Below are 15,839 nucleotides of genomic sequence, written 5' to 3' on the forward strand. Positions count from 1 at the left end.
CGCCGGATCCGTGCGTGGTGGGTTCGGTGGGTGTCCTCTGCTGGCCCGATGGCCCGACGGTGTTTCGGGTGTTCCCCCGTTCGGGGGGACACCCGCTCCCTCGGCTGGGGGAGCGAGYCGGCGCGCGGTCCGCGGCCCGACATCGCAGCTCGGCATGCACGTCACGGCCCCTGTCCCCAACATTCACGTGGCATGATCGGTACTGTCGTGCTTACGACACGTACCATCGCAGCGGTAGGACCGATGTGAGGGGCGCCGCGTCACTCGTCGACAGGCCGGGCAGGCCGGCGGGTGGTGGTCCTAGCATCGATCCGGCGGGAATGGACGTGGCAAACATATTGACGGGCACTCYGCCMCGGGCGAGCTACCTCTCGTTCGGGTACCCGCAGAGTCTCGACGCGGACTTGGGAGGGGCGGGTGGGGGGACGAATCCGTGACGCCGACGTCGCCCTGGTCCGGGAGCGCTCGCCGATTGCGGACGTCGTGGCCGAGCACGTACAACTGCGTCCGGCGGGGCGTAACGAGCTCGTCGGGCTGTGCCCGTTCCATGACGAGAAGTCACCCTCCTTCTACGTCAATGCGGCAACCGGCCTGTTCCACTGTTTCGGATGCCAGCAGGGTGGTGACGTCTACTCCTTCGTGCGGGAGATCGACGGGCTGACCTTCCGGGAGGCGGCGGAGCGCCTGGCGCGCCGGGCCGGGGTGGCGCTGACCTACGAGGGCGGTGGGACCACCGACCGTACGGTGTCCAGCCAGCGGCAGCGGCTGCTGGAGACGCACCGGGCGGCCGCCGAATTCTACGCCGAGCAGCTAGAGTCGCAGGCCTCCGCGCGCGCCGGCTGGGACTTCCTCGCTGCGCGGGGATTCGATCTCACCACGGCGGCGCGCTTCGAGGTCGGCTACGCCCCGACCGGCTGGGACACCCTCACTCGGCATCTGCTCGCCCGGCGCTTCACCGGCGAGGAGCTGGTGCTCGGGGGGCYGGCCAAACAGGGCGCCCGCGGGGGTCTGATCGACCGTTTCCATCATCGGCTGATGTGGCCGATCAGGGATCTCGCCGGTGAGGTGGTCGGCTTCGGTGGGAGGCGCCTCGCCGAGGACGACGCCCCGAACGCCGGGCCGAAGTACCTCAACACGCCGGACACGCCGTTGTTCAAGAAGGCGAACCTGCTCTACGGCGCCGATCTCGCCCGCCGTGACATCGCCCGCCGCTACCAGGTCGTGGTGGTCGAAGGCTATACCGACGTCATGGCCTGCCATCTCGCCGGGGTCACCACGGCCGTGGCGACCTGTGGCACCGCCTTCGGCTCCGAGCACGTCGCGGTGGTCCGCCGGCTGCTCATGGACTCCGACGAGCGTCGCGGTGAAGTGATTTTCACGTTCGACGGCGACGCGGCCGGGCAGAAGGCGGCGCTACGCGCCTTCGAGCACGAGGAGCGCTTCGCCACCCAGACCTTCGTGGCGGTGGAGCCCTCCGGCCGCGACCCCTGCGAGCTGTGGATGAGCGGTGGCGACGGCGCCGTGCGGGATCTGGTGGCCAGCCGGGTGCCGCTGGTCGAGTTCGCGATCCGCGGGGTGYTCGACCGCTACGACCTCAACACCACCGAGGGCCGGCTCGCAGCCTTGGACGCCGCCGCGCCGCTGGTCAACCGGCTCAAGGACGCCGCGTTGCGGCACCGGTACGCGGTGAACCTGGACCGCTGGCTGGGTTTCCTCGACGRGCGGTTCGTGGTGGGCCGGGTGGCCGAGCACCGGTCGAGGCAGGGGGGCGAGCGGGCTGGTGCCCGTTCCGCGCCGATGCGCCGGCGCGGGGCGGGGGCCGATGACGCGGCGGTCATCGTGGAGCGTGAGGCGCTCAAGCTGGCCGTTCAGTATCCCGGGCTGGCGGGCCCGATGTTCGACACGCTGGGTCCGGAGATGTTCACTGTTCCCGCRCACCGTGCCGTCCGTGACCTCATCGCCGAGGCCGGTGGGGTGTGCGCGGGGCTGGCGAGGTCCGGTGAGGTCACCACCTGGGTGGCCGAGCTGGCCGCGGCGGCTTCGGAGGAGGAGCTGCGACGCTTCGTCACTGCCCTTGCAGTGGAGAGGGTGCTGTGCGACCACGATGTGGATGATCGTTATGTCGACGAACAGATGTCGCGGGTACAGGAGTTGCATGTGACCCRTCGGATCACGGACCTGAAGTCGCGTGTGCAGCGGCTCAACGGGGTGACCGACGCCGAGGCCCTTCGCCGTGCGTTCGGCGAGCTGATCGCTTTGGAGCAGCACAAGCATCAACTCCGGGAGCGGGGCGTAGGTGCCGCGTAACCTGGGTCGATCCCGAGAAGGAAGTGACGAGATTCCGCCCATGAGTCCTACCGTCCTACCCCGCGAAGCCCAGGTGGACGAGGTCAAGGACCTCATCACCCGGGGCAAGGAGATCGGGTTCCTCACCACCGAGGATGTCACGGTCGCCATCCAGGCCGCGGAGCTGCCCCCGGAGCAGGCCGAGACGGTGMTGCAGGTGCTGAACGACGAGGGCATCGAGGTACTCGAGGCGGGAGGTGAGAGCCCCGACGAGGCGGATCTGCTGGCCCGCCGTCGCCGCGAGGAGGAGGRGCTCGCCCTCAAGGCGCCGACCTCCGACCCGGTGCGCATGTACCTCAAGGAGATCGGCAAGGTCCCCCTGCTCACCGCCGAGGAGGAGGTTGATCTTGCCAAGCGGATCGAGGCGGGGCTGTTCGCCTCCGAGAAGCTGGCGGTGGCCACCAAGAAAACTTCCCCGCAGATGCGGCGGGACCTCGAGGCCATCGAACGCGACGGGCAGATCGCCAAGCGCAAGCTGGTCGAGGCGAACCTGCGTCTCGTCGTCTCGATCGCCAAGCGGTACGTCGGGCGCGGCATGCTGTTCCTGGACCTCATCCAGGAGGGCAACCTCGGCCTGATCCGGGCGGTCGAGAAGTTCGACTACACCAAGGGCTACAAGTTCTCGACCTACGCCACCTGGTGGATCCGGCAGGCGATCACGCGGGCCATCGCCGACCAGGCACGCACCATCCGCATCCCGGTGCACATGGTCGAGACCATCAACAAGCTGATCCGCATCCAGCGGCAGCTCCTGCAGGACCTCGGCCGGGAGCCGAGTCCGGAGGAGATCGCCAAGGAGATGGATCTCACCCCGGACAAGGTGCGTGAGATCCTCAAGGTCTCACAGGAGCCGGTGTCGCTGGAGACCCCCATCGGTGAGGAGGAGGACTCCCACCTTGGCGACTTCATCGAGGACTGCGACGCCGTCGTCCCGGTCGACGCGGCCAGCTTCATCCTGCTTCAGGAGCAGCTCGACTCGGTCCTGCACACCCTGTCCGACCGGGAGAAGAAGGTCATCCAGCTGCGCTTCKGGCTCACTGACGGGCACCCGCGTACGTTGGAGGAGGTCGGGCGCGAGTTCGGGGTCACCCGGGAGCGCATCCGCCAGATCGAGTCGAAGACGCTGTCCAAGCTTCGGCATCCCTCCCGGTCGCAGAAGCTGCGCGACTACCTGGAGTAGGAGCGACCGGCAACCATTTCCGGCTGTTGGCCGCCGATAGCGTTATGGTTACCTCTGGTCGATATTTGATATTCGTAATCCGGATCCGGGAGTCACGCCGATCCGGTGGGAGCATCGGCCCGTGGCGCCCCCCGCCGGGTTCCGGTGCCCGTGGGCTGGACCGGGATGTCCCGGCCCTCGCTGGTCGGTAGCYGTCCGGTCAGGGCGGTGAAAACCGTGCGGAGGTAGTCGTCGGGCCGAGTGGCGGCCTCGGCCCACTCCGCGGCGCGCCGGCCGACGCGGGCCAGTCGCGCTCGGTCGGCGAGCATGCCGTGCAGGACGTCCGCCAGCGCCTGCGCCGACTCGTCCATCRGCGTCTGCCCGGTCACGCCGTCCTGGTAGGCGTCGTGGCTACCGCCTGAGGCGGGTCCGACCACCGCGCACCCGGCGAGCTGCGCCTCGAGCAGCACGATGCCGTAGCCCTCACCGCTGATCCGTGGCCCGCGCGAGCGGGTGCGGGTGCACAGCGCGAACAGGTCGGCGGTGGCGTAGAGGCGTGCCAACGCGTCGTCGGTCGGGGACTCGTGCAGCTCGGTGTCGGGGTGCGCGGACACCAGCTCATGCAGGGCCCCGGGTGCCGGGCCCTGCCCGGCGAACACCAGCCGGACCGGGCCGAGGGTGGCCCGGACGGACTCCACGGCCTCCAGCAGGACCCCCGCACCCTTGCCCACCCAGTCACTGAGCCGGAACACGCTCAGCATGGTCGGTACGGGGGACAACGGCCGGCGGCGGTTCGCCTCGGCCAGCAGGGTCGCCCGCCACGTCGGTGAGATGCCCGGCCGGAGGATGGGGGCCAGACCCAGCGTCGACAGCGCGCCGGCGCTGTAGGAACTGATCGTGACCGGGCGCAGGAGCGGGTCGGCGCGCAGGATCGCGCGGTCGGTGCGGCGCATGCCCCAGATGTCGGTGCCGTAGAGCAGCACCGGGCCGAGACGGGCCCGGGACAGTCGGAGGGCCGCCGCCGCGACAGGGATGAGGTTGGCGTGCCCGGCGACCACGCTGTCGGCCTGGCCGAAGCGGCGCGCCGCGGCGAGCGCGCGCGATGTGAAGCGCGCCCTGATCGCCGGGGTCAGCTCGACGCCTGGCTCCAGCATGTCGACCCGCAGGAGATCGGCCCCACCGGCCCGCAGTGTCTCCTCGATCGTCGAGAGATAACGCTCGATCCCGCCACCGARGCCGCGGGAACTGCTCAGCAGTAGAACCCGGGCGGGTCGATCGGTGAGGGAGGCGGTCGGGGCGGTGGATCGACGCGAGATCTGCACGGAGAGTGATTTTAATGTCTCTCCAGGTGCTAGTCCTGTGCTGCGGAGCGTGTCATAGTAACGTTTCGAGTTCTCTTGACTGCCTGTAGCTTCTCCGATGATGGCGACAAGGGGTCGTGTATGGAAGCCGATCTGCGGTACCGCAACGGTGGTAACCCGCCTCTCCTCGATCTGATCGACATACCGGCGGGTAAGGCGCTGGATTGTGGGTGCGGAGCCGGGGACAACGCGCGGCTGCTGCGGGCCCGGGGCTGGCGGGTGACGGGGGTGACGATTGATCCGTCCGAGCGGGCCGCCGCCACGGCCGAGTGCGACCACGTCGAACTCGCTGATCTGAACGCCGGGCTGCCCTTCGTCCCCGACGGAAGTCACCAGCTCGTGCTGCTTTCCCACATCCTCGAGCACCTGGCGGATCCGGTGCCGTTGCTCGTAGAGGCCCGGCGGGCGCTGGCACCCGGCGGCCGGGTCCTGGTGGCGCTGCCGAACGTGCTGCACTACCGGCAGCGCGCACTGTTCCTGCGGGGTCGGTTTGAGTACACCGAGACCGGTCTCATGGACGCTACCCACCTGCGGTTCTACACTGTCAACTCGGCCCGGCGGCTGTTGGAGGACAACGGACTGCGCATCGTCGCCACCGCCACCACCGGTGGTCTGCCGTGGTGGCGCACCCGTGAGCTGCTCCCCGGGGAGCTGGTGCGGCGGTGGGATCGTCGCGTTCTGGACCGGTGGCCGAACATGTTCGGCTGGCAGGCGCTGTTCCTCGCGGCGCCACAGGCGACGCGCCGGACCGGCGCATCCGGCGTTGCCGTGGTGCGGCAACGGTCCGCGCCGTCTGGTGACCAGCCCGACTACGGCCAGCTTGTCCAGTGAGCGGCGCGCGGCTCGTCGTCACGTGCCTCTCCCGGCGGGGGAAGCATCGAGAGACCGTCCAGCAGGCCGTGGAGGACGAGGGCCGAGGTCCGGGTGCCGTGCCCGAGAAGCATGTCCAGCGCGACGGCGCGGGGTAGCACGACGACCGCCGTCGCCAGAGCGATCAAGGCGGCCCGGGCTCGCCATCCGCGGACCCGGGCGAACCAGAGCCGGTTGCGCACCCCGTAGTAGGCGTCGCCATGCCGGGGGACGGTCGTGCTCCCGATGCGCTGTGCACGGTGCGGACTGACCACGACGCTCCATCCGGCGTCCCGGACGCGGTAACAGAAGTCGACATCCTCGAACCCGAGGTAGTAACGGCCGTCCAGGGGGATCCGCCGCAGGCAGTCCGCCTTGACGAACATGATCGTGCCTGCGACCCAGTCGGCCTCCAGGGGGCGGTCGCCGGGGGGACGCCGGGCCTTCGGCGCAGCCAGGACCGGGCTTAGCCGCGCCGGGCCCGAGCGCCGACCGTCGTTGTCGACCAGTGTGGGCGCGACCACGCCGATGTTCGTCCCGGCCAGCAGATCCAGGCAGGCGCGCAGCGCCAGGTCCGGGATCCTGACGTGGTTGCCTATCAGGAGATAGGCCTGCGCGGCGGGGTAGCCGTGGCTGGCGAGYCGGAAGCCTCCGCCGAGACCGAGGTCGCGGGGCGGCAGGATCCAGGCGACCGAGGCCGGCAGGTGGTCGGGTCGGTCCGACCGGTCGTTCGCGACCACCGCCACCTGGGCGATGACGGGGCTGCCGTCGAGCCATCTCGCAAGCTCCAYGGTCGGCCGGTGCGGACCCCAGTGGACAATCACCGCCACGGTCTTCATCGGACCCCCTGCGTCGCTCGGGTAGAGCATCCGGTCCGGCGGGCGACGAGCCTCCACGGCTCGGAATGAGTATCGAGGGTAACAGAAGTGCCTCTGCATGTAACGGTGAGTGAGGTTCGGGGTGCTGGTGTGACCCGCCGGCGTGGTCCCCGCGCCCATCCGGCCTGCCGGTCCGGTGGACTCCCGGCGGCACGCGCCGGCGAGGGGCCGGCGATACTGAGTGCTCCATGATTCGGCGTGCTCCATGATTCGGTGTGCTCCACGATTCGGTGTGCTCCACGATTCGGTCCAAACCATTCGCCGGCCATTGTGAAAGGTGTMCCCGCCACCGTCCTGCGCCGGGGTCCCGGACATATGCCGGGGACCGCCATGCCCGATGAGCTGGGGAATGTCGTGGTTTCCGGACATCGGACCGCATATAGAAAACCGTTTAGTCGTCTCGATGAGCTGAAGGTTGKGGATCCCTTCCCCGTCGAGGTGCGAGACCGTTACCACGCGTATCGCGTCACCGAATCTGAGGTGGTAGCGCCGACTCGGTTCGACGCCACCTGTCCGATGCCCGGAGAACCCGCTGAGGTGCCGGGCAAGGAGCTGATTACTGTAAGATCTCCGCCCCTGGCGGGGATTTCCCGGAACGGACACGGTGTGGTCCCGGGCGGCAACGGTTTGGATTTCGCCGGTGCCCTTCACGGTGATTAGTGTTACCCGGCGGTTGGCCAACGACGGTGTCGGCGGCCACGGACCGAGCCGATGCCGGTGGAAAGTCGGGCATCGGATACCCTGCGAACTGGCGAACGTTACGCTCGGATAGCGCGGGGATAAACCAGGCGCGTGATGCCGGCGGCGGTGACGTCGTGGGCGGCCATCCTCGACCGGCTGCGGCGGCTCACCCAAGGACGCAGCTCACTCAAGGACATTGCGGGATCGGCTTCGGGGGAATTCGATGAATGGGCGGGATCGGATACGGCGTGGCTCGACGATCCGGCACGGCGGTGCGGGCCGCCCGTCGGGTAGCCGCCGATGGTTGCGCCACGAGGTCGAGGCGGGGATGGCTGTCCCCGGGAGCACGCGGACCGGCGATGTCGGTCCGCGTGCTCGTCCAGGTCATGGATGCGCTGCGGGCGGAGCGACGATGGTCCAGTCAGTTTTGTTCCGGTCGGTGTTGCCCCGGTCGATGCTGGTCCGGCCGGTCTCGGGGGTCGCCGCCCTGATGGGGGGTGCGCTGGGTCTGCTTCTGGGACTGCTCTGTCTCATCGGCGGATGGGGCGGGCCCGCGCCGTCGCCGGTCGCGTTGTCGTGCGTGGTGCTCGCGGCCGCGGCGTTGTCGATCGCGGTGGCGATCCTCGCCGCGGCGGTCTGGCCGGGTCCGAACGGTCCGGCCGACGCGAACGGTCTGGCCGGTTCGGCCGGACCGGACATCCAGCYGTGGGATCCCCGGGGAGGCGTGGGYCGTGCGTGGCCGCGGCGCGGCGTGGTGGATGAGCTGACCGGGCTGCCGGGCCGACGGTACTTCCTCGACGTCGCCAGCCGTTGTCTCACGGGTGGTGAGCACCGGGCGCGTGGCGCGACGTCCGTGTCGGTGCTGCTCATCGATCTCGATCGGATGCGTGATGTCAACGGGGCGCTCGGGCATGAGCATGGGGACCGCCTGCTTGCCACGGTGGGTTGCCGGCTACGCGGAGCGCTGCCCGGATCGGATCTGCTCGCCCGGGTGGACGGCAACGCGTTCGCCGTGCTGTTGCGCGGCGCCGATGTGGCCCGGGCCGAACAGGTCGCTCGGCGGTTGCGGGAGGTGCTGGAACTGCCCGTTCCACTCGCGGGAACTCCGGTGCGGCCCGAGGCGAGCGTGGGGATCGCCCATGCCCCCGAGCACGGCCGTGGCGCGCTGGAGCTCTTTCGTCACGCGGAGGAGGCGATGTACCTGGCGAAGGGGGGCCGTCACGGGCAGACCGTCTACGCCCGCGACCATCCACCGATCAACCGTGCCCGCCTGCTGCTGCGGGCCGAGGTGCGCCATGCGCTGGACTCCGGCCAGATCGAACTGAGTTACCAGCCCAAGGCGGATCTGCGCAGCGGTCGGATCAGCGGTGTGGAGGCCCTCGTCCGCTGGCGCCATCCGGTCGACGGCGTGCGGCAGCCCGACGCCTTCCTGGCGGAGATCGAACGTRCCGGGTTGATGCCGAAGCTCACCGTGCAGGTCCTCGACCAGGCCTTGGCCGACTGCGCGCGCTGGCACGGCCGGGGTGCCCCGCTCGCGGTGTCGGTGAACGTCCCCGCGTCGGTCATCGTCGACCGCRCCTTCGTCGGCGTGGTGCGGKCCGCGCTCGCCCGGCACCGGCTCCCGCCCTCGGCGCTTGTCATCGAGGTCACCGAGGACTCCCTCATCGTGGCGCGGGAGCTGGCGCAGGGAACCCTGGCGGGGCTGCGCCGGTTCGGTGTGCGGGTCAGCCTGGACGACTACGGCACCGGCTTCTGTTCGCTGTCGTACCTGCGCGAACTGCCGGCCGACGAGGTGAAGCTGGACCGGACCTTCCTGCGTGACCTCGACCGCGATCCGGCCGCGGCCGAGATCGTGCGGTCCACGGTCTCCCTGGCACATGCGCTGCGGTTACGGATTGTCGCCGAGGGGGTCGAAACGCAGCGTTCCTGGACCTCTCTCGCCGCCTGGCAGTGTGACGAGGTCCAGGGGTACTTTGTGTCACGTCCGATGGCGGGGGAACGAGTCGTCGGCTGGTTGCGGGAATGGGGCAGCAGGCTTGCCGTCCATCCCGGGACCGCGCCGCGCGCCGTGGCGGGACCGGTCGACACCTGCGCGGCACAGTCCCCGATCTCCCCAATCGTGGCACCGGCGGTCGAGGCCGTCGCGCCCACGCGGCCGTCAGCGGCGGGACCGGCAACCCGGCGGGCGGTCGGGCGCCGGGTGCCGGCCGACCTTGCGGCGTCCTGATGGCGGGCGATGGCGTGGCGGTCGCACCGGGCCCGTGAGGGCGGTCCGATTCGGGGGTCCGGGCGCCGTCGGCACCAGGACCCCGATGTCCCCGATGTCCGTGATTCCGGTGATCAGGGTTCGGGCCCATCCCGGCCGGCTGCGGCGTCCAGCCGTAGCGTGAGCGCGGCGACGGCGGCGATCTGCCGTGCGTCCTCGCCCGGGGCGCCGGCCACGATGCCCGCGCAGATGTCGCGGTACATGGCCGGGTAGCTGTCGAGCCGGTTGACTCGCCGCCGCCGCAGGATGTGGGACCCGGCCTCCGCGGTGTACTGCGAACCGTCGACGATGGTGGCCGTCACGCCGTTCGCGCGCAGCTGGGACTGTTCCCGCAGACCGTGCCGGCTGCCCCCGGCACTGGTCAGCACGAGCGAGAGGACCGCGTCGTTCTCCAGCTCGACGTACACCGTGAAGGTGTCCGTGCGGGAGCGGGCCACCGTGCTCCGGCGGACCGGCGCGAAGTCGTTGAGCCAGAGGAAGTGGTCGATCCAGTGGCAGCCGTTACTGACCAGCCGGGTGCGTGAGGACGGCCAGCGGTACCAGTGCCGGCGGGGAAGCGGTTCCTCGTACACCACGGCACTGTAGATCAGCGGCTCGTTGCCGTCGGCCAGGCGCAGGTCGGAGCGCAGCCAGGCGTTCATCGGGCTGTGGCGTCGCTGGAAGCAGGCGAACAGGCGCCCKCCGGCGTGAAGGAGTTTCACCAGCCGGCCGAGATCCTCCTCTGTGGTGACAACGGGCTTCTCGACGACGGCCACCGAGCCGAGCCGCAGCGCATCCCGGGCCAGCGGCGCGTGCGTGTGGTGGTAGCCCGCGATGAGGACGACGTCGGCCCGCTCCCCGTCCCGGAGCAGCGCCGCGGTGTCCCAGGAACATCGGTCCGGTCGCCGGGTGCCCAGCTGGACGGGGTCGATCTCATGCACACCGACGAGGTCGAGGTGATCACGGACGTGCGGGACGATCTGCGTCTTGGCATAGTGTCCCAACCCGAACAGGACAGCGGTGGGTCGTCCGGACGCGGATGGCGGGCCATAGCGCCGGGTGCTCTCCGTGATCGGACTGACCCCGGCGAGTGGACGATCCCCGGGGCGGGCCCCGGTCCACTCGGTTGCAAGCCAGGCGACGAGACGGTCGACGGCGCCGGGGTCCACCGGTGCTCCCGACATCGGGGACCAGCCGATGAGCGTGTCGTCCACGGCCGGGAACGCGGTCGCCGGCCGGGCCCGGTAGACGACCGCGGATCGCGGTGGCGGCGGATCGGGGCTGACGAAGCCGAGTGGGTCGGCGGGAGCGCCGGTGGGGCCGCCCGGCCCCACCGGGCGGACGAGGTCCTGATGCAGGACGACGCGTTCCATGCACGCCGGGTGGCAGGGGGCGACGAAAGCGACGGTCGTTCCCGTCGGCGAAGCCGCCCCGCTGACGGGTGGGACCGCCTCGATCAGGGTGCCCAGGCCCATGCCGAAGTAACGCTGGTTGCGGTCGCGTTCCCGCAGCCGGCTGGCCGTTTTGCGGGCGACCGCGCGGATGCCGAACTCGCGGGTGTAGGCGGCGAGGGCCCGGCTGCTGCCCGCCCTGACGAAGAACTGACCGTCCACGGGGAACRGCGTCACCCAGATGTCCGGGCGGATCCGGCAGTGGCCGGGCAGGGGGGTCTCGTCGAGGAAGCCGGCCAGCCACCGGTTCCCGATCAGGATGTTCATCCCGGTGCCGGGGTCCGGTCGACCGGGACATCCGCGAGGCCTGCCGGGCCTGCCGGGTCTGCGGGGTCCGTAGGCGTGACCGCCAGTCGTTCGTGACACGCCTCCGCCAGCAGGGCCATCGGCCGTGACAGCGTCTCTTCGATCATTCGCGCGCAGTTCTCGAACGCATCCCGACCGCCGTCGAGGGGGTCGGCCAGGTCGTCGAGGGCAGCCGGTAGCGCGTGGCCGGCGGCCCGGATCCGCCGGGCCGTGGCGGCGAGATACTCCCCGGCCGCCCGTGTCCCGCCCGGGGGGATGTCGGCGGGGCGGACTCCGGAGGTCACCCGTCCGAACTCGCGCAGGGTGAAGGTACGGCGCATGGCCCGTGGCACAAGGCCCACCACCGTCGAGCGGTGTGCGCGGGTCGCGCACAGCACCAGATCGCTGGCCTGGACCAGATCCGGTGTCAGCAACCTTGCCCGGAAGCCGGACGGGTCGAGCCCCCGCGATGTCAGGATCGCCGCGGCCTGGGGGTACATCGCCTCACCTGCCCGGGCGCATACTCCCGCGCTGCTCACCAGAAGGTCCCCGGCGGGGCTGGGTGGATGCCATCCCTCGGATGAGGACTCGTTACCCCCGGTCCCACCGGATGCCTGCGCGCCGGCCGCGCCGAGGCTGATCTGGTCCAGCGCGGCGCTGAACCGGGCGGCGGCGAGATGCTCGGCCAGGGGCGAGCGGCAGACGTTTCCGGTACACACCATCAGTACTGCCCACGGTCGTTGCCGCACTGCCACCCCTTCCTCCGTCATCCCTTTCCTCCTCTCTCCGCCGGGGTCGGCGGGGCGCGGACCAGCTCAGCGCGACCGCGAGGGCTCGCTCCGGCGCCAGTAGACGCAGGTCCAGTCGACTTCGATGATCGGCTCGGTCACCCCGTGGGCGGCCCGGTAGTCCTCGACTGCCGCCCGGCAGCCAGGAACGGCTCCATAGTCGTCAACGATGCAGAAGCCGCCGTCGGAGAGCTTCGGGTAGAGCGCCGTCAGCGCGTCGGTGGTGCTCTCGTACATGTCGCCGTCGAGGCGCAGGACCGCGAGGCGCTCGATGGGCGCGGTGGGCAGGGTGTCCCGGAACCAGCCGCGCAGGAAACGGACCTGATCGTCGAGCAGGCCGTAGCGGCGGAAGTTGTCCCGCACCTGCTCGAGGGACACCGACAGCTCCGCGTACTCGTGGTGGCGGTCGCCGGTGTCGGCGGCGTAGCGCCCCGGATTGGGCGCGGRCAGGCCGGCGAACGAGTCGGCGACCCAGACCGTGCGGTCGGGGACGCCGTAGGCGGCGAGCACCCCGCGCATGAGGATGCACGCGCCGCCCCGCCATACCCCGGTCTCGATGAAGTCGCCTGGGACGCCGTCGACGATGACTCGTTCGGCGCACTCCTGGAGGTTGCGCATCCGGCGGTCGCCGGTCATCGTGAGCGCCAGCCGTGGCCAGTCCCGGCCGTCGGTCCGGGCGCCCGGTGCGCTCCTCTTGACGATTTCCATTCCCTGGCTGCGGAAGGCTCGTACCAGCATCCTCTTCGCGCCGGTGCGCGGCTCCCACGCACCGCCGTCCTGACCATCCCAGAGAGAGCAGGTCAGCGTCGCGCGAAGCAGATCGAGGTACCGCACCGAGGTATCGGAAAGATCGTGACGGGCGACGGTCGGGTCGTGCGGGGCGAYGGTCGGCGTCGTGGTCATCGTGGCTCCTGATGAGAGGGGTGAGCGCGGAAAGGGGATGGGACCGTGGGCCGTCAGGCTCCGTTCGCTGTCGGGTGAGGCGCCGTCCAGGGGGACGCTGTCGGGTGAGGCGCCGTCCAGGGGGACGCTGTCGGGTGAGGCGCCGTCCAGGGGGACGCTGTCGGGTGAGGCGCCTGCCGCGCGGGCGAGCAGGCGGGTACTGGCCAGGTGCAGCGACACGGCCGAGGCGGTGTAGGTGATCCCCGACACCGCGGCCACGATCGGCAGGCGGYCGTCGTGCAGCGCCGCCGCGAGGCCGAGCACGGTCGACAGYGCGACCGGGACCTGGATGGCAAGCACCGTGCGGGCGGCACGGAACCCGAGCAGCACATGGGTGAGCAGGTAGTCGACGGACTGCGGGATGGTCGCCAGCACGAGGACCTGGGCGGCCGGGGCGGCGGGGGCGAACCGCGTGCCGTAGACGATGCGGATGGCCGTCGGCGTGACGAGGGCGATCGTGCCCGCCACCGCGGCGGCGAGGGCGACGGTGGCGATGACCGCGCGGCGCACCACCCGGGCCCGCTGCCGGGGATCGACCAGGGTGCGGAGCCGGCTGAACATCACCATGCCGGTCGCCTGGCAGACGGTCGTGCAGGCGCCGGCGACAGCGACGGCGACGGCGTAGAAGGCCACCTGCTCGGCGGCCAGGAAGGTGGCGACGAGCAGCATGTCCAGCTTGTAGATGAGCTGGGCCCCGACGACGGTGCCGTAGGCCCCCAGGGCGGACCGCATGAAACGGCGCCGGGGCAGCAGGCGTCCCGGCCGCGCGAGGGCGGGAAGGCCGCCGAGCACCGCCACGTGGTACCCGAGTGGGGGTAGCAGGGCCGTCACGCCGAGGGTCAGCATCCACAAGCCTGGATCGCGGACTCCCCTGCCGGCGAGCGCGGCGAACGCGGCCAGTGTCGCCGCCGCCGGTAGCAACCGGACGAGCTGGAACTCGCCGGTCATCCGACCGCGGCGCTGCGCGAGCCCGGCGGCGTTGGAGGCGGCCACGGCCGCGGCGGTGAAGCAGGTCGCGCCCAGCACGGCGACGGCGTCCCAGGCGGCTCCCCGCCCGGCTCCCGTGCCGCCCGAACGGCCCGGGCCCACAGTGATCAGCATCGGCACCACGGTGAACAGCACCGCGGCGAGCAGCGCCGACGCGACGGTCTGGGTGAGCAGCGGGCCGAGCAGCGCGCGGTCCTCACCGTCATCGGTGACCAGCGTCTGGGAAACACCCAGGGCGAACACCATCGCGAGCATGCCCGCCCAGGTCTGCAGCGCGACGAACTCGCCGCGGGCCACCGGCCCCAGAGCGCGGGCGGCCAGGACGCCGGTCGCGGTCCCGACGACCAGCGTGCCCGCGTTGCCGGCGAGTACGGCGACGGTGGAGCGGGGAAGCCGGCTCGCGAGCGGGCCGGTCATGACGGCCCGGCGGCTGACGGCTCTGGTCATCCGCGCCGAGCGGTGTCGCGCACATGGGCAACGGCGCGCAGGAAGCCGTCCACGGACGCGGCGAGCTCGATGTCGCCGATCACCTTCTCCGACTCCTGGGCCATCCTGGCCAGGACGTCGGGGCGCGCGCGCAGCTCCCCGAGGATCCGTGCGAGCGCGTCCACATCGCCGACCGGGTGAACCCGGCCGTTGCGGCCGGGACGGACGTCGTCGGTCGGGCCGGTGGAGCCCACCCGGTCGCTGACCACCACCGGCAGGCCGCAGAGCACCGCCTCCTTGACCGCCAGCGGATGCGGATCCCGCTCGGCGGGGTGCAGGTAGAGGTCGCTGGCCGCGTACAGGCGGGGGAGCCGTTCCTGGTCGGCGAATCCGACCATCCGCAACGCGCCGCCGAGCTCGGCGGCCACCGCATCGAGAGTGGCGCGCAGCACTCCGTCCCCAGCCATGATCACGATGATTTCCCGGTCGACCGGACCCCGGGGCGTGCGGGTGAGGATGCGCAGTGCGTCCGCGATGTCGAGGGGGCGCTTCCGAGAGATCATCTTTCCGGCGAACAAGGCGACAAGGGCGTCCGGGGCGATGCCCAGCTCGGCGCGGATCGCCGTTCGATGCTTGTCCCGATGCGCCAGTACGGCCCGCAGCGCCGTCTCATCGGTGGGATACGGCGTGCGGAACATGCGGGTGGCGGGGACTCCATAGTGGGCCAGGTACGCCTCGTTGTTGTCGCCGATCGTGAGGAATGCGCTCACTGAACGCATCAGGTGGGGCAGCGTGAGCCGTTTGACGGCGCGGACGGCTGGGGTTCGCTGGCCGAGGAGCTCGCTGTCACTGATCATGAGGGCGGGTACGCCTCGTCGCCGGCACCAGGCGAGCGCCGCGAGGGAATGGGCGTACCGGTATCCGTAGACGAGCACGCATGCGGGGCGCAGTCGGTCCAGGGCCGCCCAGGTCCKGGTAACCATCTGCCGGGTGACGTCGGGCTGMCGCCAGCCAGGGCGCAGCGGCAGGTCCGCGATGAACTCGTGGTGATAACCGGTTACGACGTCCGATTTCCACTGCACGTCGAGGCCGAAATCCGCGTCGAAGTAGCGTTCCAGGCCCGATCGGGACAGGAAGAGCACCCGAAGATCCACCTCGTGTTCGGTCAACGCCCGGTACAGCGGCGCGAAATGCTGGATCGCGTGCGATACGACGACTRCCACCGTCGTCGACCTGGGGACGGAGGTCATGAGCCGGCTGTTCCTCCTCGCAATGACCGCTGATCGGACCGGGTGGGCCGTGCGCCAGTACGAATCGATCCGACTCTGTCACTCAAAGTATTAATCGAGCAACTGTCTGTAGATGCGTGTCGTGGGTCGCGGATCGCGGGTGCCGAGTGGCGGTGGGGCCTGAGTGGCGGTGGGGCCTGAGTGGCGGTGGG

At 70.7% G+C, this 15,839-nt stretch carries 11 protein-coding genes; 5 read left to right on the forward strand and 6 right to left on the reverse strand.

Annotation, left to right across the window (positions count from 1 at the left end):
* Positions 1 to 417: 417 nt before the first annotated feature.
* Both dnaG and CcI156_RS04335 read left to right on the forward strand, forming a co-directional pair.
* Entirely contained in the window at positions 418 to 2,307 is a 1,890-nt protein-coding gene (gene dnaG, locus CcI156_RS04330) for a DNA primase (RefSeq protein ID WP_076804354.1), read from the forward strand.
* A gap of 40 nt (positions 2,308 to 2,347) precedes the next feature.
* The gene (locus tag CcI156_RS04335; protein ID WP_076804355.1) at positions 2,348 to 3,526 is read left to right on the forward strand and encodes an RNA polymerase sigma factor; all 1,179 of its coding nucleotides are present in this window, start codon (positions 2,348 to 2,350) and stop codon (positions 3,524 to 3,526) included.
* Between the two features lie 92 nt (positions 3,527 to 3,618).
* Here the strand turns inward: CcI156_RS04335 and CcI156_RS04340 are convergent, their stop codons facing one another.
* The gene (locus CcI156_RS04340) at positions 3,619 to 4,827 is read right to left on the reverse strand and encodes a glycosyltransferase family 4 protein (protein ID WP_076804356.1); all 1,209 of its coding nucleotides are present in this window, start codon (positions 4,825 to 4,827) and stop codon (positions 3,619 to 3,621) included.
* Positions 4,828 to 4,947: 120 nt separating this feature from the next.
* Here CcI156_RS04340 and CcI156_RS04345 point away from each other — a divergent pair, with 120 nt between their 5' ends.
* Positions 4,948 to 5,697, forward strand: coding sequence for a bifunctional 2-polyprenyl-6-hydroxyphenol methylase/3-demethylubiquinol 3-O-methyltransferase UbiG (locus tag CcI156_RS04345; protein WP_023840565.1), 750 nt, complete (start codon positions 4,948 to 4,950; stop codon positions 5,695 to 5,697).
* Here the strand turns inward: CcI156_RS04345 and CcI156_RS04350 are convergent.
* Positions 5,676 to 6,554: a glycosyltransferase family 2 protein gene (locus CcI156_RS04350; protein ID WP_076804357.1), complete on the reverse strand. Its 879-nt coding sequence runs from the start codon at positions 6,552 to 6,554 to the stop codon at positions 5,676 to 5,678. The genes CcI156_RS04345 and CcI156_RS04350 overlap by 22 nt on opposite strands.
* Before the next feature lie 309 nt (positions 6,555 to 6,863).
* On the opposite strand from CcI156_RS04350, the gene CcI156_RS04355 reads away from it, so the two are divergent.
* Positions 6,864 to 7,253, forward strand: coding sequence for a class E sortase (locus CcI156_RS04355; RefSeq protein WP_256382295.1), 390 nt, complete (start codon positions 6,864 to 6,866; stop codon positions 7,251 to 7,253).
* A gap of 433 nt (positions 7,254 to 7,686) precedes the next feature.
* A complete protein-coding gene (locus CcI156_RS04360) occupies positions 7,687 to 9,501 on the forward strand; it encodes a bifunctional diguanylate cyclase/phosphodiesterase (protein WP_076804359.1) in 1,815 nt (604 codons plus the stop codon).
* Between the two features lie 113 nt (positions 9,502 to 9,614).
* On the opposite strand, the gene CcI156_RS04365 is transcribed toward CcI156_RS04360, so the two are convergent.
* From CcI156_RS04365 to CcI156_RS04380, 4 genes are all read right to left on the reverse strand, one after another.
* Positions 9,615 to 11,237: a Gfo/Idh/MocA family oxidoreductase gene (locus CcI156_RS04365; protein WP_076804360.1), complete on the reverse strand. Its 1,623-nt coding sequence runs from the start codon at positions 11,235 to 11,237 to the stop codon at positions 9,615 to 9,617.
* Complete coding sequence (locus CcI156_RS04370; protein ID WP_011435733.1) at positions 11,234 to 12,025, reverse strand: protein-tyrosine-phosphatase; 792 nt, start codon at positions 12,023 to 12,025, stop codon at positions 11,234 to 11,236. Before CcI156_RS04370 ends, CcI156_RS04365 begins: the two co-directional genes overlap by 4 nt.
* Positions 12,026 to 12,070: 45 nt before the next feature.
* On the reverse strand, positions 12,071 to 12,946 hold the full coding sequence (locus CcI156_RS04375; protein ID WP_076804376.1) for a TylF/MycF family methyltransferase: 876 nt from the start codon (positions 12,944 to 12,946) through the stop codon (positions 12,071 to 12,073).
* A 1,469-nt stretch (positions 12,947 to 14,415) separates the two neighbouring features.
* Positions 14,416 to 15,648, reverse strand: a complete 1,233-nt coding sequence (locus CcI156_RS04380; RefSeq protein WP_076804361.1) for a glycosyltransferase family 4 protein — start codon at positions 15,646 to 15,648, stop codon at positions 14,416 to 14,418.
* Between the last annotated feature and the right edge of the window lie 191 nt (positions 15,649 to 15,839).

This window comes from Frankia sp. CcI156 (genome assembly GCF_001983015.1).
GTDB lineage: Bacteria > Actinomycetota > Actinomycetes > Frankiales > Frankiaceae > Frankia > Frankia casuarinae.

What these genes read in the sequence shown, in the direction of transcription:
- CcI156_RS04345 (WP_023840565.1), top strand. Translation starts at nt 4,948, where the DNA reads ATGGAAGCCGATCTGCGGTACCGCAACGGTGGTAACCCGCCTCTCCTC.
- CcI156_RS04370 (WP_011435733.1), bottom strand. Translation starts at nt 12,025, where the DNA reads ATGACGGAGGAAGGGGTGGCAGTGCGGCAACGACCGTGGGCAGTACTG.